General features: G+C 64.1%; 18 protein-coding genes. 5 read left to right on the top strand and 13 right to left on the bottom strand.

Annotated elements, in window-relative coordinates; all coding sequences use genetic code 11:
- Positions 1-47: 47 nt before the first annotated feature.
- Positions 48-1,724, bottom strand: coding sequence for an aldehyde ferredoxin oxidoreductase family protein (locus C469_RS10335; RefSeq protein WP_008006355.1), 1,677 nt, complete (start codon positions 1,722-1,724; stop codon positions 48-50).
- A 53-nt stretch (positions 1,725-1,777) separates the two neighbouring features.
- The gene (locus C469_RS10330) at positions 1,778-2,533 is read right to left on the bottom strand and encodes an SDR family NAD(P)-dependent oxidoreductase (protein WP_008006354.1); all 756 of its coding nucleotides are present in this window, start codon (positions 2,531-2,533) and stop codon (positions 1,778-1,780) included.
- Between the two features lie 152 nt (positions 2,534-2,685).
- Between C469_RS10330 and C469_RS10325 the strand changes: the two genes are divergently transcribed.
- Together C469_RS10325 and C469_RS10320 are read left to right on the top strand one after the other, a co-directional pair.
- Positions 2,686-3,780 (top strand): amidohydrolase family protein, encoded by a 1,095-nt coding sequence (locus C469_RS10325; protein WP_008006353.1) that lies wholly within the window; start codon positions 2,686-2,688, stop codon positions 3,778-3,780.
- Between the two features lie 2 nt (positions 3,781-3,782).
- A complete protein-coding gene (locus C469_RS10320) occupies positions 3,783-4,226 on the top strand; it encodes an iron-sulfur cluster assembly protein (protein ID WP_008006352.1) in 444 nt (147 codons plus the stop codon).
- 191 nt (positions 4,227-4,417) lie between these two features.
- On the opposite strand, the gene C469_RS10315 is transcribed toward C469_RS10320, so the two are convergent.
- From C469_RS10315 to C469_RS10300, 4 genes are all read right to left on the bottom strand, one after another.
- Positions 4,418-6,457, bottom strand: coding sequence for an AMP-binding protein (locus tag C469_RS10315; RefSeq protein WP_008006351.1), 2,040 nt, complete (start codon positions 6,455-6,457; stop codon positions 4,418-4,420).
- 165 nt (positions 6,458-6,622) lie between these two features.
- Positions 6,623-7,123 (bottom strand): gamma carbonic anhydrase family protein, encoded by a 501-nt coding sequence (locus tag C469_RS10310; RefSeq protein WP_008006350.1) that lies wholly within the window; start codon positions 7,121-7,123, stop codon positions 6,623-6,625.
- Positions 7,124-7,206: 83 nt separating this feature from the next.
- On the bottom strand, positions 7,207-7,590 hold the full coding sequence (locus tag C469_RS10305) for a Zn-ribbon domain-containing OB-fold protein (RefSeq protein ID WP_008006349.1): 384 nt from the start codon (positions 7,588-7,590) through the stop codon (positions 7,207-7,209).
- Complete coding sequence (locus C469_RS10300) at positions 7,590-8,756, bottom strand: thiolase domain-containing protein (RefSeq protein WP_008006348.1); 1,167 nt, start codon at positions 8,754-8,756, stop codon at positions 7,590-7,592. The genes C469_RS10305 and C469_RS10300 overlap by 1 nt, the downstream gene beginning before the upstream one ends.
- A gap of 224 nt (positions 8,757-8,980) precedes the next feature.
- On the opposite strand from C469_RS10300, the gene C469_RS10295 reads away from it, so the two are divergent.
- From C469_RS10295 to C469_RS10285, 3 genes are all read left to right on the top strand, one after another.
- On the top strand, positions 8,981-9,385 hold the full coding sequence (locus C469_RS10295) for a universal stress protein (RefSeq protein ID WP_008006345.1): 405 nt from the start codon (positions 8,981-8,983) through the stop codon (positions 9,383-9,385).
- Between the two features lie 1,397 nt (positions 9,386-10,782).
- Positions 10,783-13,200 carry a glycosyl hydrolase gene (locus tag C469_RS10290; protein WP_241430003.1) on the top strand — a complete coding sequence of 806 codons (2,418 nt, stop codon included), beginning with the start codon at positions 10,783-10,785 and terminating at the stop codon, positions 13,198-13,200.
- A gap of 87 nt (positions 13,201-13,287) precedes the next feature.
- Positions 13,288-14,307: an NAD-dependent epimerase/dehydratase family protein gene (locus C469_RS10285; RefSeq protein ID WP_008006339.1), complete on the top strand. Its 1,020-nt coding sequence runs from the start codon at positions 13,288-13,290 to the stop codon at positions 14,305-14,307.
- 459 nt (positions 14,308-14,766) lie between these two features.
- Here C469_RS10285 and C469_RS10280 read toward each other — a convergent pair whose 3' ends face one another.
- The 7 genes from C469_RS10280 to C469_RS10250 form a co-directional block, all read right to left on the bottom strand.
- Complete coding sequence (locus tag C469_RS10280) at positions 14,767-15,741, bottom strand: aldo/keto reductase (RefSeq protein WP_008006337.1); 975 nt, start codon at positions 15,739-15,741, stop codon at positions 14,767-14,769.
- Between the two features lie 273 nt (positions 15,742-16,014).
- Entirely contained in the window at positions 16,015-16,245 is a 231-nt protein-coding gene (locus tag C469_RS10275) for a hypothetical protein (RefSeq protein WP_008006335.1), read from the bottom strand.
- Between the two features lie 61 nt (positions 16,246-16,306).
- Positions 16,307-17,395 carry an ABC transporter ATP-binding protein gene (locus C469_RS10270; protein ID WP_008006333.1) on the bottom strand — a complete coding sequence of 363 codons (1,089 nt, stop codon included), beginning with the start codon at positions 17,393-17,395 and terminating at the stop codon, positions 16,307-16,309.
- Entirely contained in the window at positions 17,392-18,474 is a 1,083-nt protein-coding gene (locus C469_RS10265) for an ABC transporter ATP-binding protein (protein WP_008006331.1), read from the bottom strand. Before C469_RS10265 ends, C469_RS10270 begins: the two co-directional genes overlap by 4 nt.
- Positions 18,475-19,419, bottom strand: coding sequence for an ABC transporter permease (locus C469_RS17760; RefSeq protein WP_008006329.1), 945 nt, complete (start codon positions 19,417-19,419; stop codon positions 18,475-18,477).
- Between the two features lie 120 nt (positions 19,420-19,539).
- Positions 19,540-20,541 (bottom strand): ABC transporter permease, encoded by a 1,002-nt coding sequence (locus tag C469_RS10255; RefSeq protein ID WP_008006327.1) that lies wholly within the window; start codon positions 20,539-20,541, stop codon positions 19,540-19,542.
- Positions 20,542-20,589: 48 nt separating this feature from the next.
- On the bottom strand, positions 20,590-22,407 hold the full coding sequence (locus tag C469_RS10250; RefSeq protein WP_147587282.1) for an ABC transporter substrate-binding protein: 1,818 nt from the start codon (positions 22,405-22,407) through the stop codon (positions 20,590-20,592).
- Between the last annotated feature and the right edge of the window lie 130 nt (positions 22,408-22,537).

Genomic DNA, 22,537 nt, shown 5'->3' with positions numbered 1-22,537 from the left:
CCGACGACGGTTCATCGTGTGCTGCCCGCAAAAAGAGCGAAGAGCGGTCAGTCGGCGCTCGCGACGGCGTCGACGTGACCGCTCGGCACGGTGCCTTCCTCGGTCCAGCCCCGGCGGTCGTAGTACTCGTCGAGCGCCGCCTCGAAGTCCGGAAGCGAGTAGGGGAGCGTGTCGTCTTCACGGTCGACACCGCGCTGATTGTTGAAGTGCCGTTCGAGGTCGACGACCGCCGACCCCACGTTCAGAAGCGCCTCGTAGTCGGTCGAGAACAGCCCCTCGAGCCGTTCTGGCGTCATGAAGCTCCGCGAGAACCGACAGATGATGCCGCAGTCCTCCAGTGCACGGGCGTTCTCTTGCTCGATGACCATCTCGGGTTTCCCCTCGAGCCCGGTGGGATCGTACGCCTCCTCGCCGTCGACGAGGGGGTACTCCCACGCGTACATCGTGGTAAACATGTGGTCTGCACCCCTGGTGGCCGTCGCGTACGACAGCCCCTGACCGTTCAGGGTGCGGCCGTCGTGAGCGGCGAAGTCGAGCCCCTTGACGGTCCAATTCTCGACGTCCAGCTCCTCGTGGAAGCGGTCGATCCCCTCCGCGAGGAGGTCGCCGACGCCCTCTCGATGAGCGATCTTCTCGACCGTCTCGAAGATCAGCTCCGTGTTCCCGAACTCCTCTTCGCTCGCCAAGTACGCGGAGACGACGTTCCCGCAGGTGATGCTGTCCAGTCCGTACCGATCGCACAGCTCGTTCGACTGCATCACGTCGACGATGTCGTCGACGCCGGCATTCGACCCGAACGACATCACCGTCTCGAACTCCGGTCCCTCCGTCTCGACGCCGCGCGCCTCGTCTTTCGTCGGGAGTTTACAGGCGAACGCACACGACGAGCAGGTCGCCTTCTTGAACTTCTTCTCCTCGACTCTGTCCCCGTTGATGCCCTCGACCCCCTCGAACTGCAACTCGGAGAAGTACCTCGTCGGCAGGGCCGACACCTCGTTGGCCAGTTCGGTCACCGACGTCGTCCCCTGCCGTTTCATGATGTGGTCGGAGGTGGCCGCGTCGCGGTGGACGTCCATCTGGATCGGGGGGATCTCGATCTCCGGGCTCGAATCGCCGTCGAACGTGATCGCCTTGACCCCTTTGGCCCCGAGAACGGCACCCAGCCCTCCGCGGCCGAACGCCCTCGACTCCGAGGTGATGATGGAGGCGAAGCGGACTCGATTCTCCCCGCCGGGGCCGATACAGGCGACGTGCTCGCTCTCCATGCCGTGTTCCGTCTCGATGTACTCGACCGTCTCCGGCACCGTCGCGCCCGCGAGATCCGGGACGGGTTCGAACTCGACGCCGGTGTCGGTGACGTGAACGACGACGAGTTCGTCGCTCGCCCCCACGAGTTCGACGGCGCTGTAACCCGTCGCAGCGAAGTTGCGCGACATGAATCCGCCGGCGTTCGACGAGAGCAGTCCGCCCGTGAGCGGCGAGATACCCGTGCAGTTCATCCGGCCGGTGAACGACATGGTCGACGACTGCATCGGTCCCGTCGCGAAGTAGAGTCGGTTCTCCGCGCCCAGCGCGTCGGCGTCGAACGGGAGTCGGTCGTGAGCGAGCCGCGTCGCGACGCCGCGCCCGCCGATGAACGTCTCGTTAATCTCGCCGATATCGGTCGTTTCCGTCGAGCGGTCACCGATGTCGACCGTCAAGAGAGGTCCCTCTGCGTGAAGCATACGCACGGATGTCGCGGGCACGAAACAATAAGTGTTGCTCACCCCGTCCCGAGTCAGGCGGTGAAGCCGCCGTCCATGACGAGGTTGTGCCCCGTGACGAACGACGACTCGTCGCTCGCGAGGAACAGCGCCGCGTCCGCGACCTCATCGGGTTGGCCCGCCCGCCCCAGCGGCGTCTGATCGAGAATGCCGCCGGCCGTGTCACCGTCCTCCATCGTCATCGCCGTCTCGATGAACCCCGGATTGAGGGCGTTGACGCGGACGTCGTGTTCACCGTGTTCGACGGCTAGCTCCCGTGTCAAGTTCGTCACCCCGCCTTTCGAGGTACAGTACAGCGAGGAGTTCTCCAAGCCGCGGATACCGCCGATCGAGGACATATTGATGATGCTGCCCCCCTCGTCCTGGTCGCGCATTACCTCGACGGCCGCTTGGCTCCCGAAGAACACGCCTTTGAGATTGATGTCCATGAGCCACTCGTAGTCGTCCTCCGTGACGTCTTCTAATGGCTTTTGACGCTCGACCCCGGCGTTGTTGACCATCACGTCTAGCGAGCCGAACGCCTCGACGGTGGCGTCGACCGCCGCGTGGAGATCGTCGACCGAGCTGACGTCGCAGCGGACGAACTGCGCGTTTCCGCCCTCTCCCTCGATGAGGTTGTGTGTCGGTTCACCGCCCATCCGCGGGTCCTCGCGGACGTCGGCGACCGTCACGTTCGCACCTTCCTCGGCGAACCGTCGAGCGATCGCCCGTCCGTTGCCGGAGGAGCCACCGGTGACCAGTGCCGTCTTCCCCTGCAAGCGCTCAGACATAACGAACGAAGGTGCTACTGCCGTTCAGATAAGTGTTTCTCGGGCACCGGCCCAGTTGGCCGTATCCCGGCTGGGTCGCGCGCGGTCGACGTACACGCTTCCCGCCACTAACCCAAATGTTTATTAATGATTCATCTGTTCTCTCAAACGAGATGCTAGACAGCGACTCGCTGGTAGTGGATTCCGTGTCACACTGCTTTAACCACACGCCGGAGAACCACAAACACCCGCACGCACAGGTCTGGGACGATGAGACGTACGAGATGGGGGCGAAGATTCTCCCCGACGGTTACGTGCCGTCCGAAGAGGTGTTCTACCGCGATCACCAGCCCGAAGAACTCGCTCGGCTCCTCTTTTTGGAGAGTCAGATCGACTACTCGGTGTACCACTCGCTGCCGCTCGACGACTACTTCCACGACGGCTACGTCTCCCGTGAGAAGGGGTTCGAGTTCATGGAGCAGAACCCAGAGCGCGTCTCGATGTACGTCGACGTCAACCCCCTCGAAGACGACGCGGGCGACCAGATAGAGGAGTTCGCCGCGAAAGACGGGGTCGAGGGCATCAAGTTCTACCCCGCGCGCTACCAGAACGGCAACGACCTCTCGCTCCAGCTGACCGAAGACGCCGTCTGGCCCCTCCTCCAGCGGGTGGCCGACTCGGAGGTGGACACGCTGGCGATCCACAAGTTCATCCCGTTCGCGACGGCGCCCGTCCGCTACTTCAAACCGGACGACATCGAGGACGCGGCCAACTCGTTCCCCGACGTCAACTTCGAGATCATCCACGCGGGCTTCTCGTTCGTCGAGGAGACGGTCCTCGCGATGGCGAGCCACGACAACGTCTACGCCAATCTCGAGAACACGGCCTGTCTCGTCAACACCCGCCCGCGGAAGTTCGCGAAGGCGCTCGGCGAGATGCTCTACTGGGCCGGACCGGACCGCATCGTCTACGCCGGCGGCGCGACGGCGCTGCACCCGCAGCCCCCGATCGAGGGCATCCGGAACTTCGAGATGCCCGAAGACCTCATCGAGGACTACGACTACCCCGAAGTCACCCAGGACATGAAAGAGAAGATCCTGGGCAAGAACGCGCTCCGGCTCCTCGATAAGGACCCCGAGCAGATTAAAAAGGACATCGAGGGCGACAAGTGGGACCAGCTCCGGCGAGAGCGCGAAGAGAGCGGCGACTACCCCGCCGACCCGTGGTCGACCTACGAGGCCGACTCGGCGCTCGCGTCCGACGACTGACCATGTCCGCACACACCGACCCCTACGAGCGAACGGAGGAAGCCACGCACGTCACTCCGGACACGGAGTTCGACGACGACCGCAAAACGCGCGTCAAAGCCGAACTCGACGAGGTGCTTGACCCGTGTAGCTGTATGAGCGACCATCCGATCAGCATCCTCGATCTGGGTCTCGTCGAGTCCATCTCCATCGACGACCGCGACGTGGAGGTAACCCTCCTCTTGACCTCACAGCGGTGCACGTACTTCCTCGATATCAACGACGAGGTGCGCGAGCGCGTCGAGGCGCTCGACGAGTTCGACAGCTGTGAGGTCCACCAGGACACCAGCGGCCAGATCTGGACCAACGACCGGATGGCGACCGAGCAGCGGAAGGCCCGACGGAAGCGCTTCCACGATCAGATGGACGCCGCGGGCGTTACGCCTTACGCCGAGCGGTCCGACTGAGTGCGGCGGCAGCTGTAGCCGACTCAGCCCGCTCACCCGACTCAATCCACCTGCTCGACCACCCGACGCAACCGATCGGACCCCTCGTTCCCGCTCTCACTTCTCGCCGCGTTTGACGAGCGACCCGGACCGTGCCACGCCGCCACGCTGCTTATAAAACAGCCTCGCCGCCCGCACTCCCTGCCGACTCGCTACGACGCCGCGTCGATCTCGTCGAGCGCCTCGGGATTCTCGATGCTCGACATGTCGCCCAGCTCCTCGCCCTGGTAGAGCGACGAGATGGCCCGGCGGATCACCTTCCCCGACTGCGTCTTCGGGAAGTCGGAGACGAAGAGGATCTCGCGCGGGCGGAACGGTTTCCCGTGCTCCTCGCCGACGAGCGCCGACAGTTCGGCGCGGAGGTCGTCGCTCCCGTCCGAGCCGTCTTCGAGGACGACGTACGTCACGACCGCGGTGCCGGTGGTCTCGTCGGGGACGCCGACGGCGGCGGCCTGGTTCACGGCCTCGTGTTCGGTGAGGACGCCCTCTATCTCGGCCGGGCCGACCTTCCGACCCGCGACGTTGAGCGCGTCGTCGGCCCGTCCGTGGAGGAACCAGAAGCCGTCTTCGTCCTTCTGTGCCCAGTCGCCGTGATCCCACAGATCGTCCCACGTCGACCAGTACTCCTCGAGGTAGCGCTCGTCGCCGGACCACAGCGACTTCGTCATCGACGGGCAGGAGTCGCGCGCGACGAGGAAGCCGCGCTCGTGATCGTCGGCGATGGAGGTCCCGGAGTCGTCGACGATGTCGATGTTCATGCCGAGTCCCGGACCGCCGAGCGACGTGGGCTTCAACGGCTGGGTCGGCATCGGCATCAGGAAACAGCCGCAGATCTCGGTGCCGCCGGAGATGTTGATTATCGGCGCCTCGCTTCCCCCGACGTGTTCGTAGAACCACTGCCACGACTCGGGGTCCCACGGCTCTCCGGTCGAACCCAGCAGGCGTATCGAGGAGAGGTCGTGCCCCTCGACCCACTCGTCTCCGTGTTTGCGCAGCGCTCTGATAGCCGTCGGAGAAATGCCGAACGTCGACAGCGAGTGTCGATCGATCATCTCCCAGAACCGGTCGGGCTCGGGGTGATCCGGCGCACCCTCGTACATGAACACCGTCCCACCGAACGTGTGGTTGCCGATGAGCGTCCACGGACCCATCATCCAGCCGATGTCGGAGACCCAGAAGAACCGGTCCGAGGGCTTGTGGTCGAAGCCGAAGTAGATCTCCTTCGCACACTGCAGCTGCACGCCGGCGTGGGTGTGGACGATCCCCTTCGGTTTGCCGGTCGTCCCCGACGAGTACAACAGCAATGACTCCTGTGAGGAGGGAAGCGATTTGGTGTCGTACTCGTCGTCACGACCTTCGATCGCGTCGTCCCACCACTCGTCGCGCTCCCCCATCGGGACTTCGGCGTCGTCGCCGAGGCGGTCGTAGACGACGGTGTGTTCGACGTGTCCCGCCGCCGCGATGGCGTCGTCGGCCGCCTCTTTGAGCGTGAGCGACTTCCCGCGCCGGTAGAACCCGTCACCGGTGAACAGCACCGAGCACTCCGAATCATCGATGCGCGTGGCCGTGGCCTCGACACCGAACCCGGAGAATATCGGGACCGCGATGGCGCCGACCTTGAAACAGCCGTACAGGATCGAGATGACTTCCGGGACCATCGGCATATACATCCCCACGGTGTCGCCGGTCTCGACGCCGACCGATTCGAGGTAGTTCGCCACCTTGTTCGACTGGCGAGCGAGTTCGTGGTACGTCACTTCCCTCACGTCGCCCGGTTCGCCCTCGAAGAGACACGCGACGCTGTTTCTCTCCTCCGAGTCGACGGCGGCGTGGCGATCGACGACGTTGTGCGCGAGGTTGATCTCGCCGCCGGGATACCACTCGGAGAACTGCGGGCCGTCGCTGTTGTCACCGGACTGCGTCCGGTTGCCAGCGGAGCTCCGCTCCGCGCTGTCGCGAACCGTGTCGTACGGCTCGTAAAAGTCGATGTCGAGGTAGTCGGGCATGGTGTCCCAGAACCACTCGACGCCCGACGCCTCGACGCCGTCGACCTCCTCCGTCGTTCGACGGATGAGCTCGTCGTAGTCCTCGATATCGTACGTCTGCATGAACTCGTAGACGTTCGTCGACTCGACGAACTCCCGGCTCGGCTCGTGGATGATCGATGACTCTTGCTGGATGTCCTCTGTCATGGTTGCGTACCTCAAGGTTGCTGCAGCATTAGATATAAAATCTCGGGGTCTCCGCGGGCGAACTCGTCGATACGTCGCGGTGGACGGCGGAGTCGACCCGCCGCGGTGGACGGTGAAGTCGACCCGCCGTGGTGGACGGCGGAGTCAATCGTCCGGCCGCTCCGACTACTCGAAGCCGCCGGCCGTTTTGTACCGACGGCCGAGGTCGACGTAGTGCCGGTGGACGCGGTCGATCTCGTCGCGCTGGTCGTCCGTGAGGGGTTTCGTCTCGGCCGGGGCGCCGTAGGCGAGGTGTCCTTCCGGAATCGTCTGGTCTTGGAGGACCACCGCACCGGCGGCGACGATGCAGTCGGATTCGACCGTCGCGTCCCGGAGGACGCGGCTCCCCATCCCCACGAGGGAGTGATCCTCGACGGTCGCGTAATCGACGACGGCGTTGTGACCAACGGTGACCTCGTCGCCGAGGATCGCGCCGTGGAGCATCGTGAACTCCTGGACGTTCGTCTCCTTGCCGACGACCGTGGAGCCGCCGTCTCCCCGAAGACAGGTGAACGGCCAGAGGCTCGCACGGTCACCGACCACGACGTCGCCGATCAGGTACGACTGTTCCGAGACGAACGCCGACTCGGCGACGCTCGGCGTCTCCTCCTCGAGAGTGCGTTGCATACTGACCCCATGAGAATGAGACAGTATAGTGCTACCGGGACGCTGCGGAAACGACGCAGTACGGTGCGGTGAGCGAGCCGCGATCACCGCTTGGACGCCAGCCGAGCACCGACGTGACGGCTGCCGTCCGGAGACGACGCGACGGTCGGTACCACCTCACTTCCCACCTCGAGTGCGTCCGGGTCGTCTAGGAGCCGTCCGGTGAGCCGGACCGGTCCGAAGTCGGCGATGACCACCACTGGCGTCTGGCCGGCGAACGCCGGGGCCGGAACGGCGACCTCGGTGAACGTGACGACCGTCCCCGTGTCGGGCAGTGGCTCCGTCGACAGCTCGTCGTCGCCACAGGTCGGGCACACCTGTCGAGGCGGGAGCGACCCGTGGCCCGCCGGACAGGAGAGGTAGTAGCCGGCGTCGGATTCGAGCGCGTCGAGCAGGTCGTCGTAGCCGTCCGCTCTCTGGTCGCGCATCAGGAACGCACCTCGAGGACGTGGACGGTCGCACTCGCGACCGTGCCGCCGGCGTTGTGAGCGACGGCGAGGGAGGCGTCGGGAACCGCGGCGCTGTTGACGTGGTCGCCGCGGAGCAGCTTCGTCAGCTCGACGACCTGACTCACGCCGGTCGCGCCGACCGGGTGCCCCTTCGCTTTCAGCCCGCCAGAGAGATTGACGGGGAGATCGCCGTCTCGCGTCGTCTCGCCGGACCTCGCGGCGTCGATGGCCGCTCCGCGGTCGTACACTCCCAACCCCTCCAGCGCCAGTACCTCGGCGATAGTGAAGCAGTCGTGGACTTCGAGCAGATCGATGTCGCTCGGAGCGATCTCGGCCTCGTCGTAGGCGGCCGTCGCCGCCGTCGTCGTTGCCGGGGTCCGCGTGAGCGAGTCGCGCTGCTGTAAGGCCAGCGAGTCGGTCCCCTGTCCGGCGCCAGTGACGGCAATCGGTGCGTCCAGGTTGTTCTCCTCTGCGTACGCCTCGCTGACGAGGACGCAGGCACTCGCCCCGTCGGTGATCGGACAGGCGTCGTACAGTCCGAGCGGGTCGGCGACCGTGGGCGCTTCGAGGACGTCACTCGTGGATATCTCCGTCTGGAACTGAGCCTTGTCGTTTCCGAGGGCGTTCCGGTGATTCTTCACCGCGACCGCGGCGAGATCCGCTCGCGTCCCGCCGAACTCCTCGAAGTACGCGCGCGCCATGAGCGCGTACGCACCGGGGAACGTCACGCCGGCACGACTCTCGTAGAGGTGGTCCGCCGCCATCGCCAGACCCTCCGTCGCCCGCTCCGTCGTGACGTTGTGCATCCGCTCCATCCCGCCGACGAGGACGACGTCGGCCGCTCCCGACCGAACCGCCTCGACCGCGCTCTTCAGCGCGACGCCGCCCGACGCACACGCGCTCTCGTACCGCGTCGCCGGTGCGGTCACGCCCGCCGCTTTCGCCATCAGCGGTGCCTGATGACCCTGACGTTCGGTGACCGTTCCGACGAAGTTCCCGTAACAGAGACGGTCGATGGCCGCCCTCGGGACGCCCGAGTCGTCGATGGCGATACGGGCCGCCTCTCCGAAGAGGTCGCGCCCGGTCCGTTCGGGAGATGCGCCGAACGCTGTCGAACCAGCACCGGCTATGCGAACTGCTTGCATACACACCGATTATTCCCGTTCCGATTGTAGGTGTTACGGTCCCCGGACACCGAATTTCGAGTGCGCCCGGCCAGTGTTGTCCTCGGTGCGACGTCGGTACCCAGCACCCCGGGACCGTGTCTCCCACACGCCGCGGGGTGGCCTCATCGGCCGCGGCGGATCGGCGTTTCCGACTGCCGTCCGGGGGAACGTATTTATCGACACGCGCTATTCTCACTCATGCGATGTACGAGATACTACTCCCGGTAGACGACGACACCGATCGGGCAGCTTCTCAGGCTCGGTACGTCTTGGGGCTTCCCGGCGACACGGACGAGCTCACCGTGACAGTTGCTCACGCCTATCACGACGATTCGAGCAATGCAGGCGACGACAGCTTTGACGAGGAGAGCCCGGGCGTGATCGAGGCGACGGACATCCTCTCTGCCGCCGGCATCGCGGTCGAACAGAGGGAACTGTACGTTCCGGTTGCGGGGTCAATCGTGGACATGTCTGACGAGTTAGACGCAGACGAGGTCGTGCTGTGCGGACGAAAACGCTCACCGGCCGGGAAGGCGCTCTTCGGGAGCGTTACTCAGTCGGTTGCGCTCGAGTCATCGGTTCCGGTGACCATCGTCCCGGTTGAGTGAACACTATCGAATCGGTGACCTGACTTCCTGACAATCGTTCTCACTGCTGTGGGTGACCCCTCTCACCCGCGTCGGAGCGGTTCGCGACGGGTACAAGCACGGTGGCGTTCGGGGAGCGAAAAGAAACACCGTGGCTGCTGGTGATTCTCGGTGTTACGTTCTCTTTGCTCGAGTTATCTAGTTCACTTATTAATGTAATTTTATATATTAGTAATGATCGCGTTCAATCGAACGTTTGTAACTTAATACATAAATCGATTACCAGCCAGCGAGAACGTGTTAACATGACTACGGTACCACCAGACAGCGTGAGCTTGCAACCACGCCTCTGCGGTCGGTGAATCGACATAATTAAAATATTTGAAAACAGAGGTTCCTATGTTTCTACTACTTATACGATACGTGTGACGGAATCTCTGAAGCCGTGTGGTTCGACGCGGTAGCTGTGGTTTTCGCGGCGGATATCAGCGATCAGATCGTCTGTGTCATCGACGAGAAACAGCGCATCTTCGACGCCGAGTTTCTCAGCTAATCAGTGAGAAATTCTCGTGTGATCGGCATCGTGTACGTCGGAAGCGGCTGTAAATGAAGGATTTAGTCCGTCTGCGGAACGACGGCAGCGTACAGCCAGTGCCGCTCGTCGTGGATCCGGATCGCTTTCGGACCGATCGCAACGCGACCCGAACCCCCACCGCCCACTGGCCGTAGACTGACTTTCTGCACCCAATGGTGAACAGCGACACGACTTCGATTGAATCCGAATTCTAAAGAAAAATTACAGTATTTATAAGTGATAAATCAGAAAAACAGAAGCGAGTATCTATTTTAATAATCTCATGGAGTGTCCGCTCTCGCTTCACGAATTCCAAATATATCTATCCGATATCATATAAATAATAATTATGATAAATTTGTGTTGATTGACTGCACCGAGATAGTGTCTATAAAATTATTATACTTCCCACAGACCCGGGCTGTCCGCGTGTCTGCTCAAGAGCGAAGTGCGGTTTCGACGTGGTCTCGCCGTGTCGGAGGCGACGCCGCTTTTTAATGGTCTCGGCTACTCGTCGGATCCCCTTTCGACGAGAGTCGCGGGGAGGACGGTTTCGTCCCGAAATCAGTTGCAGAGAGCGCGTTGGAATGTGGCATCGGAAGCGACGCGGGAGCCGTCGCCGCCGTACGCGTTCGGCCGAAGAGTCGGAGAATCGGTGAGACGGAGATAATGTCAATAAAGTTTTTTGTATTGGCTACAAGACATCTATAATTTATTTCTATAAACTTTTTTAATGAAAGAACAGGTTATTGAGCCTGTACGGCGGTGTGTGACCGCCGAACAACAGTGAGCGACAGCTATGGAAGACAACGCACACACCCCGATCGACGGATCGAATTCGAACGTGACCAGGCGAACGTGGCTCGGAGGGCTGCTCGCGGGCGGCGTACTCACGGCAACGGGGAGTTTCAACGCGAGCGCGGCGGACGCCGACATCGAAGCGGTCGGAGCGGGCAGCATCGCGCACAGACGACCGGACGCAGCGGGTGCACCGCCTCGGACCGTCTACGCGGTAGACGACCTCTCGGCACCGTATCCAACGAACGACTGGTGGACGACGCTCCTCTGGCGACCGCGCTCTGAAAACCTCTGGATCCATCCGCTGGCGGCGCGCGTGACCGAGTCTGGACTCGCGATCACGTATCCGGACGAGTGGCAGGTCGGCGACGCACCGTTCACGTGGGGCGAGCGGACCGACGACTTCGCAGAGCTGACGTCCTCACCGGACGCGAGTACCGGTCCCATCGCCCCCGACCTGACCGTCTCTCACCCACGCATCGACGCCGACGTGCCGGCCGAGGTCGCCGACTACGGTGACTGGTCCGTCACCTATCGACAGACCGACGGCGAGGCCAGCCTGGAGGTGACGCTCACGCAGGGGTCACCGTTCGTCTACTTCGAGACGGCCGGAGCCGGCATCGACGTGGCGTTCGAAGACGACGTGTCGGTCTGGCACGAGCGAGACCACGTGTTGGGAGTGTCGGTCGCGGGCAGTCACTACGGGCTGTTCGCGCCGCCGGGGGCAACCTGGGACGGTGTCGACGACGACGCAACCTCGTCCGGGCTCGGTGAGGAGGGGTACGCCTCTCTCGCGGTGCTCCCCGAGGCCACGCCGAAGGCGTTGAACGCCTACCGACGCCACGCGTACGCGTTCGTCACGGACACCACGGTGACGTGGGAGTACGACGCGGACCGCTCCGCGGTCGTCACCGACTACGAGTTCGACCTCGAAGCGAAGCACGGCCGGGCAGACGAGACGCTGACCGCGCTCTACCCCCACCAAGCGAAGCGAACCGCGAACGAGCTGAGCGACTGGTCCTACGTCTCGCCGCGGGGCGACATGCCGGTCTACGCCGGCTCGAGATTCGCGACCGAACTCCCGTATCGCGGGCTCGTTCCCTTCCTCCCCGACGCGGCTGACGTTCCAAACCTGGCGGACGCCGTCGACGCAGTCGAGGCCGAAGACACGCTCATTCGCGACTGGCAGGGCGACGGGACCTACTGGACCGGGAAGAACTTCGAACGGCTCCTCCAGCTCGCTCCGATCGCCGAGCAGGTCGACGACGACGACGCCGCGGAGCGGTTCCGAGACGCGATTCGCGACGAGTTAGAGACGTGGTTCTCCGCGGGAAGCGAGGGTGACGTCGACGAGAGAGATCTGTTCTGGTACGACGGCGTCTGGGGGACGTTGAACGGAGCGCCGATGGGGTTCGGTGCCGACGCCGAGCTGAACGACCACCACTTCCATTACGGCTACTGGGTCAAGGCGGCGGCGGAGATCGCACGGGCCGACCCGCAGTGGGCACGCGAGGACGCGTACGGAGGAGTTGTCGACCACCTCGTCCGGGACTATGCGAATCCCGACCGTGACGACTCCCGATACCCGTTCTTTCGGAACTTCAGTCCGTACGCGGGCCACTCGTGGGCGTCCGGGAGCGGCGAGCTGCCGGCCGGCTGTAACCAGGAGTCGTCGTCGGAGGCGATCAACGCCTACGCCGCCATGATACTCTGGGGGGAACAGACGGGCGACGACGCGATCCGTGACGCGGGCATCTACCTCTACACCCATGAGATCCACGCGGCCCTCGAGTACTGGTTCGACGTCGCCGACGAGAATCTCCCCGACGCGTGGCCGTACGACTACGCCGGCATCGTCTGGGGACGCGGATACAAGTACGCCACGTGGTTCGATCAGGACCCGGAGTCGATCCACGCGATCAACTACCTCCCGGTCGGCGGCCACTCGCTGTATCTCGGGTGGAACCGGGACGCCGCCGCGGCGAACTGGTCGGAGCTGCTCGAGAACGACGGCGGCGACGGGTCGTTCGACCTCGGGTGGTACACGGACGTCCTCTGGGAGTTCCGGGCGCTCTCGGATCCGGACGAAGCGCGCGCCTGGTACGACGCCGACTACGCGACCGCCGACTTCGCGGAATCCCGCGCCCACACCGCCCACTGGATTCACACGCTCGACGCCGTGGGGACGCCGGACGCGACCGTGTCAGCGGACACGCCGTTCTACGGCGTGTTTCGGGACGGGTCGACGCGCACCTACGTCGCGTACAACGCCGGCGACGAGCGGGTCGAGGCGTCGTTTTCCGACGGCGCGGAACTGACCGTCGAACCGAACGAGATGGCCACGACGACTCGGTCGTTCGAGTCGCTGCCGTCGATGGACGGCGCGTTCCCGCGCGTTGAGGGTTCGAACGGCGACGCCCGAACGGGCGGCGAGAGCGGCAGGAAGGGGGAGAAGACCGACTGAGACTCTCGGTCGCCGCTCGCACCGGCGGCCGGCTCACGTGGCGCGAGAAGCATCGGTCCTTATACCACGCTGTGTCGATACGGAGGTATGTCCGTTCTCATCATCGGCGGTACGGGGTTAATCAGTACGGCTATCACGCGGCTGCTCGCCGCGGACGGCCACGACGTGACTTGTCTCACGCGCGGGGAAACCGACGCCGACCTCCCGTCGTCGGTGTCGTTTCGCCGTGCCGACCGGACCGACCGTGCGGCGCTGGCCGATGCGGTCTCAGACGACGACTTCGACTGCGTCATCGACATGGTGTGTTTCGACGCGGAGACCGCGCGGGAGGCAGTCGCGGTGTTCGCCGACCGGACCGACCAGTACGTGTTCTGCTCCACCGTGGACGTTTATCACCGACCGCCCGAGCGGAATCCGGTGCGTGAAGACGCCTCGCGGGAGCCTCCGGTTAGCGAGTACGCGGCCGGCAAGGCCGCCGCGGAGGACGTCTTCCGAGCCGCAGACGGCGACGCGTTCGCGACGACGATCGTCCGCCCGTGGAGTACGTACGGCGAGGGCGGACCGGTGTTACACACGCTGGGGACGGGGACGTACTACATCGACCGCATCCGGAAGGGGAAGCCCGTCCTCGTTCACGGCGACGGGACCTCGCTGTGGGGGCCGTGCCACCGAGACGACGTCGCTCGCGCCTTCGTGAACGCGGTCGGCAACACGGACGCGTTCGGCGAGGCGTATCACGTCACCAGCGAGGAGACGATGACGTGGAACCAGTACCACCTCCGGGTCGCTCGCGCGCTCGACGCACCGGAGCCGGAGCTGGTCCACGTCCCGACCGATCAGCTCCGGACCGCGCTTCCCGATCGAACCGAGATGCTGGTCGATCACTTCCAGTACAGCACGGTGTTCGACAACGCGAAGGCTCGCCGGGATCTGGACTTCGCCTACACGGTCCCGTTCGAGACCGGCGTTCGCCGGACGGTCGAGCGCTTGGAGGCCGAAGACCGCATCGAGCCCTGGGACAGCGAGTCCGACGACGCCGTAATCGACGCCTGGCGCGAGGCGACCGACGACTTCGCGAGCGGGGTTTCCGACCGGATCGACCGGTGACGGCCCGCGGTGCGGTCCGGGCGTCGACCGCGGACGCTCCGCCCGGTGGGCGCGAATATATTATAAATACATATATAAGAATACATATAAGAATACACGTACTTTGGAGAGATGTCGGAACGGACAGACCCGATCAGGACAGCCGTTGCCGCGATCACTCCACCGCATCGAAGCCCGACTTCCCTGCACGTTCTCAGAGAGATATCCGAGTTATTCCGACTAGAGTGGTGAATTAGGTTCAGTGTCCACGAGAATATAAACAGACGAGCAGCTTATCGATCGGTGCTCGACGACCCTCGATATCGAGTCGCGTCGATACCGGGTCGAGCGTCACGGCACGCAGAAAATAAATCGAGCGGATACCAGAAATGGTGTACTTCTAATAAATGGTACGATAGCGTATGTATCAGACCGCTTCGTCGCGGACACCGGATTCGGTCGCGGGCGCCGTCCGAGCCGTCACTCGTGGCCGATGATCGGTTGGGCCTCGTACGGCTCTTCGAGGTAGGCGACGTCCGAGTCGGACAGGTCGATCTCCAACGCCTCGACCGCCTCTTCCAGGTGGCCGATAGAGGTCGTCCCGACGATCGGGGCGTCGACGGACTCGTTCTGGAACTGCCACGCGAGCGCGATCTGCGCCATCGTGACGCCGTTCTCGTCCGCGAGCTCCGAGACGCGCTCATTGATTTCTCTGCCGCCACCGCGGTCGTAGTCTGCCGTCGGGTTGTGGAAGTTCTCGGGGTCGCCCCGATCGGTGCGTTCCAGTTCATCGAACGGCCGCGTCAGGAAACCCTGACCGAGCGGCCCCCACGGGATGACGCCCATGTCCTCTCGGTCACACAGCGGCAACATCTCGCGTTCCTCCTCGCGGTACGCGAGGTGGTAGTGGTTCTGCATCGTCTCGAACCGGACGAGGCCCTCGCGCTCGCTCGTCCGCAGTCGCTCGGCGAGTTGGTGCGCCCACATCGAGGAGGTGCCGACGTGCCGGACCTTCCCGCGGCGGACCGCGTCGTCGAGTGCTCGCAACGTCACTTCCGGCGGCGTCGACGGATCGACACGGTGGGTCTGATACAGATCGATCGTCTCCATCCCCAGCCGCTCGAGGCTCGCGTCGAGTTCCTGCTCGATCGTCTTCCTGGAGAGGCCGGCCGCGTTCGGGTGTTCTGTCCCGGCGGGGAACCGAACCTTCGTCGCCACGACCTGCCGGTCGCGGTCGTAGTCCGCGAGCGTGTCACCGAGCAGCTCCTCCGATCGACCGTCCGAGTACGCGTTAGCGGTGTCGAAGAAGTTGACTCCGAGATCGATCGCGCGTTCGATGAGCGCCTCGCTCTCCTCCCGGTCGAGCATCCACGGCTCTTCGTCGCCGAAACTCATGCAGCCGAGACAGATTTTGGAGACTTCCATGCCCGTCGAACCCAGCGTCGTGTACTCCATACGATACGATCGTCGAAGGGGACGAAAAAGGTGGGTCATCGGTCTCGCTCGGAAAAACGACTATGTGGTTCGCGAGTCGAGACCGTGTATGCCGACAGACATCCTCGTCACCGGCGCCCTCGGCGGCGTCGGCGATGGGTCACCGACGCCGACCACGAGGTGTTCAACGCGTTCGGTCTGGACACTTCCTCGGCGTCGAGACGGACCGCGCGATTCGGACGGGGGACGGATCGCTCCCCGCGATAGAGCGACTCACCCCATCCGTCGGGCGGCTCACTCCATCCGCCGTCTCACGCAGTACCAGTACGTCGGTCCGAGAACCGCGAGGAGACTCACCACGAGAATTCCGTCGAGCACCGCGATGGTGTATCCGACCGTACCGGGCTCTAAGAGGAGAAGCGGGAACACGAGGAGCAGCCCCATCACGAGACAGACCGCGAGGACGAGCGGGATCTGATCGCGCTGGCCACACACCGCGTCGACGACGGTTTCGCGAGGAGTCATACCGAGTAGTGAGAAGCGACACCCAAAGAGGTTCGTGATCGGACCTCCCGGGCCACCGCTGTCAGTCCTCTATCGGGTCGCTCTCCCAGTACCGATGGTCGGATTCCGACCGGAAACAGGCGGCTCGGTGACCGTCCTCGAGCGTTCGTAGCTCCGGTTGCTCCCGTGTACACGCCGTTCTCGCCTCCGGACAGCGGGTGTGGAACCGACAGCCGCTGGGCGGATTGACCGGGTCGGGGATATCGATCTTCCGCATCGGCGGATCCCCGGCCTCGGACGCGTCTAACGCAAGGTTCGGGGTGGCCCACCGCAACACCTCAGTGTACGGGTGCTTCGGGTCGGAGATGAGCCGGTCCGGCGGACCGACCTCGACCAGGTTTCCGAGGTACATCACGCCGATGCGGCCGTTCCCGTGCGCCGCGAAGTACCGAGCGTTCGAGAGGTCGTGCGAGATGAAGACGAACGAGGTGTCGAACTCCTCTTGCAAGTCGAGCATCAGGTCCATCATCTCCACCCGCAGCGAGACGTCGAGCGCGCTGATCGCCTCGTCGGCCAGAATCACGTCGGGGTTCATCAGCAGCGCGCGCGCCAGGGCCACGCGCTGTTTCTCGCCGCCCGACAGCTGGTGGGGATACCGGCTCGCGAAATCGCGCGGCGGCGTCATCCCGACCCGTTCGAGCAGCGAGTAGATCCGACTCCGACGCTCGCCGGCTGAGATGTCCGGGTGCGTGAGCCTGATCGGTTCCGAGAGCGTTTCGACGATCCGACGATTCGGATTCAGCGAGCTCCCCGGGTCCTGGTGGATGATCTGCAGCGACGACCGGATGTCGTCGAACGAGAGGTCGGTGTTCCCGGCCTTCGTTTCCCAGATGTCTCTCCCCCGGTAAGCGATCGACCCCCCGGTCGGCTCCTGGAGCCCGATAATCGTCTTGCCGAGCGTCGTCTTCCCGCAGCCGCTCTCCCCGACGAGCGCGAGCACGTCGTTTTCCCCGATGTCGACTGACACGCCGTCGACGGCCCTCACGACGTCCGGATCGTCGAACATTTCGAGGAGCCCCTGTTCCGTTTCGAAGTGCACCTCGAGGTCGTTAACGGAGATCAGCGGAGCGTCCCCGTCGCTGTCTGCGGCGGTGTCACGGGCGCGACTCATCGCGGATCACCCCCGGCGTCTCCGCCTGTCGCAGCTGCCTCACCGAACGTCAGTTTGATTTCCTCCGAGGCCCGTTCCCAGTGGTGGCAGGCGACCGCGTGACCTTCTCTGACCGCTTCGAACGTCGGATCCTGCCGTCTGCAGGTGTCGGACGCCAACGGGCAGCGGTCCGCGTACGAACAGCCGGTCGGGACGTTCACCGGCGCCGGGCTCTTGCCCGGAATCGGTTGCATGTCTTCGAGCGGCGCGTCGATGTTCGGCGTCGAGTTGAGCAACGCCCGCGTGTACGGGTGCGCCGAGTCGCCGATGATCTGATCGCGGGGACCGGCCTCGACGAGTTCGAACGCGTACATGACCGCCATGCGGTCGGCCAGCGACGCGACGAGCGGCAGGTCGTGGGTGATGAACACCATCGTGACGTCGTACTTCTCTTTGATCTCCTCGAGCAACAGCAGGATCGACCGCTGCATCAGGAGGTCGAGCGCGGCCGTCGGCTCGTCCATGACGAGCACCTCGGGTTCGAGGATGAGGCTGAGCGCGATGAGCGCGCGCTGTTGCATCCCCCCGCTGAGCTCGTGCGGGTACGAATCGAGGACGCGCTCGGGCTCGAGATACAGGTCCGAGAGGATTTCGCGCGCGAACTCCAACCCCTCGGAGACCGCTCGGTCGTGGGCTTTCAGCGTGTCGCTGAAGTGAGCGCCCACCTTCATCGTGGGGTTGAACGAGCTCATCGCCCCCTGGAACACCATCGAGACCTCCGCCCATCGGTACTCGTTCAGTTCCGCGTCCGAGAACTCCAGAATGTCGACGGTCGCGTCCCGGTCCGGGTGATAGAGCACTTCGCCGGAGAGGTGGCCCGGCGCGGGGACCGCGTCGAGCAGCGCCGACGCGAGCATCGACTTCCCGCTCCCGCTCTCGCCGACCACGCCGAGGATCTCGTTGCGCTCGATCGAGAACGTCACGTCGTCGAGCACGTGCGTGTCTCCGTCGTCGTACGTGACGCTCGCGTTCCTGACCTCGACGATCGGGTCGGAAACGCCGTCTCCCGCGCGGTGCAACCGTTCGGATGTGGTCGTCATTTAGAATCCCTCCGTAGCGTCGTCCGCGTCTCTCGTCGATTCGGAACTCTCCGCGAGGCGTGTGCGGACGCGGGGGTTGAACACCCTGTCCATCCCCTGTCCGAGCAGGATCAGCGCCAGCGACAGCCCCATGATAGCGATCATCGGGAAGATCAGCCAGTGAGCGGCTTCCCACGTGAACAGCGCTCCGCCGCTGTACGCGTAGTTCAGGGTGACGCCCCAGTTCTGTACCGAGTACGGCAACACGCCGAGGAAGAACAGCCCGATCGACGCGAACACGACGTACCGGGCCGCGAAGACGAAGTTCACCGTCACGTACGGCATCAGGTTCGGGACGATGTCTTTCGCGATGATCCGGGGCGTTCCGACGCCCATCGTCCGAGACGCCTCGACGTAGCTGTCCTCGCGGATCGTGAGCACCTGCGAGCGCAGCGACCGACCCAGGCCGGCCCAGTAGTTGATGTTGATGAGGATCCCGAGGACGATTGGGTTCTGCGGGTTGAACGTGACGGCGAGGATGATAACCAGCGGGAGCCCGGGAATCGCCATGACCACGTCCGAGATGGACATGAGCACGCGATCGACCATCCCTCCCTTGTAGCCGGCGAGGGTGCCGACGAGCACGGCGACGCCCGTCGCCCAGACGCTCCCGGCGACGATCATGAGCAAGATGTCGGGCGTGGAGTGAACGATCAGCGACAGGAGGTCCACGCCGGACATCGTCGTCCCGAGCGGGTGTCCCCAGCTCTCGAACGGCCCGACGAGCTGCGGCGCCTGGTTCGTCGACGGGGCGCGGTACAGGTCGAACACGGCGACGACGGCCATGCCGACGTAAACGGAGAGGATCGACAGCCCGACGCGCGTGCGCCGGTCGGCCCACGCGACGATCGCCGGCTTGCGAACCCGCTCTTCGAACAACTCCGCGAGACGCTCGCNTCGGCCCACGCGACGATCGCCGGCTTGCGAACCCGCTCTTCGAACAACTCCGCGAGACGCTCGCCTCGGGTCACGTCGGCCGACGCGCCGCCGTCGCTCTGCCAGCTGACGGTCTCGGCGTCTTCGGTCTCAGTAGGCATCGGTCTCACCCCTGCTGATACGCGGATCGATTATCCCGTAGGTGAGGTCCGCGATGTAGACGCCGACCACCAACGCGACGGTGATGACGAGGAACGTCCCCATCATCAGCGGATAGTCGTTCGACTCCAGCGCCGACCACATGTAGTAGCCGAGACCCGGATACGAGAAGATCTGCTCGAGGATCACCGTGCCGCCGAGCCGGAAGCCCAATAGGAGGAGAAATCCGGTGTACAGAGGCAAGATGGCGTTTCTCGCGACGTACCGCGTCGCGATTCGCCGGTCTGAGAGGCCCCGAAGGCGAGCGACTTCGACGTAGTCGTTCCCGAGGACCTGGATGCTGTTCCCTCGCATCGCGAGCGCCTGTCCGCCGATCCCCGTGATCGTGTACGAGAAGATCGGCAGCGCCGCGTGGTTGAGCGCGCTGATCACGAACTCCGCCGTCAGTCCCGGTTCGACGGTCGGCCCGACGGTCCCCGCGGTCGGGAACCATCCGAACTGGTACGCGAAGACGAACAGCGCGAGCACGGCGACGACGTAGAACGGCACGGACATCAACGTGATCGACGCGCCCGAGACGAGTTGGTCGAACCGGGACCCCTCCCAGTACGCTTGGATCGCCCCGAGCAGGATACCGAATACGAAGATCAGGACCGTCGAGACGAGCACGATGAACACCGTCCATGGCACCGCCTCTGCGATGATCTGTGCGACCGGCTCGTCGAGCGAGATCGACGTGCCAAAGTCGCCCTGCGCGGCCGCACCCATGTAGTCGAGATACTGTCGCCAGAGCGGCGCGTCCGGCTGGATGTTCTGCAAACTCGCGATCCGCGAGTTGACCTCCGACGCGGGGACCCCCTGTCTGAGGAGGTTCGCGCGAAGCAGCGTGAACGGGCCGCCGGGGAGCAGTCGGATCAGCCCGAACGACAGGCTGGTGACGAGGAAGACGGTAACGAACGCCCGAGCGGTCCGCCGTAAATAGTAATGTCCCATCTGTGGTGCGTATGGTTAGCTCGTGTACGTAACTGCGTCGGTCATCGGTTAGTTCCCGGCCGCCGTGAACTCACCGACGCGCGGGAGCCACTGGCTCGCCCATTTCACGCCGAGGACCTGAGCGTCAGACTCGGGCGTGTTGAACTTCTGGCCGCTGATCCACGTCTGTTCCTGCTTTTCGGTCACCGGGATGAACGGGAGCGTCTGGTTGTGGTGCCAGGCGACCCGTCGGATGACCTCGGTGGCCTCCTCGTCGCTCGTCATCGAGGTGATCTCCTTGATCTCTTCGAGCGGGCTGATCGTCATCTCACCCGAGCCGTCGATGGCCGGCAGCGTCTTCTCGCCCGTGGGGAACCCGTGGCCGCCGTCGATGTCGGGACAGAGCATCTCCCACCGGAGCGGGTAGAACGGGAACGACGAGCGCGCGCCGCCCGGCAGCCAGTAGAACGCGCCCATCCCGAAGTTGCCCTCGATGTAATCGCCGTAGAAGTCGCCGATCGGTTTCGAGTCGATCTCGACCTCGATCCCGAACGAGTTGAGCTGATCGGCGACCGTGTCCGTGGCGGTGGTCCAGTCGGTCCAGCCGCTCGGGGTCGCGAACTGCGCGCTGATCGAGTCGCCCTCTCCGTCCTCCCAGACGCCGTCGCTCTTGCTGTATCCGGCGTCGCGAAGCAGTTCGGCCGCGGTGTCCGTCTGCGCCGTTCCGGGACCGTAGGTCTCGTACTGGTCGATCTGATCACCCAGCCAGCGCTCCTGGTCGTCGACGGCGATCGCCGTCGCCACCTCCGGAACCGCCTTCGTCCGCGGGCCGGCGTTCTGGGCGATCAGCTCGCGGTTCAACACGTGGGCGATCGCCTGCCGCACGTTCTGGTCCCCGAAGTGCTCGTGCTCGTGGTTGAACACGATCCCGTACCCCCACTTCGCGGGCGTGTTGATCTCTTGGACCTGATCGGGCATGCTGTTCGCGATGTTCGGCGGCGCGAACATACTGGACATCGCGTCGAGCTCGCCGCCGCGCATGCCCTGTTGCAGGGCGGTGTTATCAGCTCGCTGCAGAACCTGCAGCTCGGTGAAATTCACGTTGTCGGCGTTGTAGTACTCCTCGTTCCGGGCGAGCGTCCACGCCTGCTCGCTCTTGGATTCGAGGCTAAACGACCCGTTGGCGACGACGTCGTCCTCCCATTCGAACTGTTGGACGGCGGACGCCTCCTGGTCGAGGAACTCCTCGTAGACTGGGTGGTACGCGTATATCCGGTCCGACTGGGAGCCGATGGCGAATCTCAACAGCCGTGGGTTCGTCTCCTCGGCGAGTTGGAACACGACCGTTTTCTCGTCGTCTCCCTCTTCGACGCTCTCCGCGAAGTCCCATATCGCCCCCGAGGTCTTCTTCTCGAGTCGGAACTGCGTCACGAGGTCGCGGGCGGTGACCGGTTCGCCGTTCTCCCAGTTGAGGTCCTCCCTGATGGTGAGGGTGAACGTCTCGCCGTCGACGGACCAGTCTTCGAGTCCGGCCATCTCGAACTCCTGCGTCTCGAAGTTGTACGCGACGAACCGCTCGAACACGTGTGCCCCGACGATGTCGTCGTAGTTCTGCGTCGCGATGGGGTTGAGGTGCATGTTCGTCGGAACGCCGTTGTTCGTCGCAGAGACCATCGTGGTCTCGCGGACTTCGGGCCCGGACGACCCGTCATCGCTCCCTGAGTCGTCTCCCGATCCCCCGTCGTCGGAGCCATCGTTTCCGGAGCCGTCGTCGGACGCGCTGTTATCGGAGCACCCGGCGAGCGCCGAGACCCCCACTGCTCCCGCCGCCTGGAGTAATCGACGACGGTCGACGTAGGTGTTACCACTGCTGCCATCTCGTGTCATATCCGTTGGAACCGTTCGGGTATCGGTTAATAAATTATTCTATACAATAGTTTATGTATATTCCATCAATAGTAGATTCTCAGACGTGTCGTGCTGGATCCGGCGTCGGACGACGACGCAGTGCGCGCTC

Source organism: Halorubrum lipolyticum DSM 21995, from assembly GCF_000337375.1.
Classification (GTDB): domain Archaea; phylum Halobacteriota; class Halobacteria; order Halobacteriales; family Haloferacaceae; genus Halorubrum; species Halorubrum lipolyticum.
The sequence above is the reverse complement of the archived record's forward strand: the minus strand, read 5'-3'. Positions and strand labels throughout refer to the sequence as shown.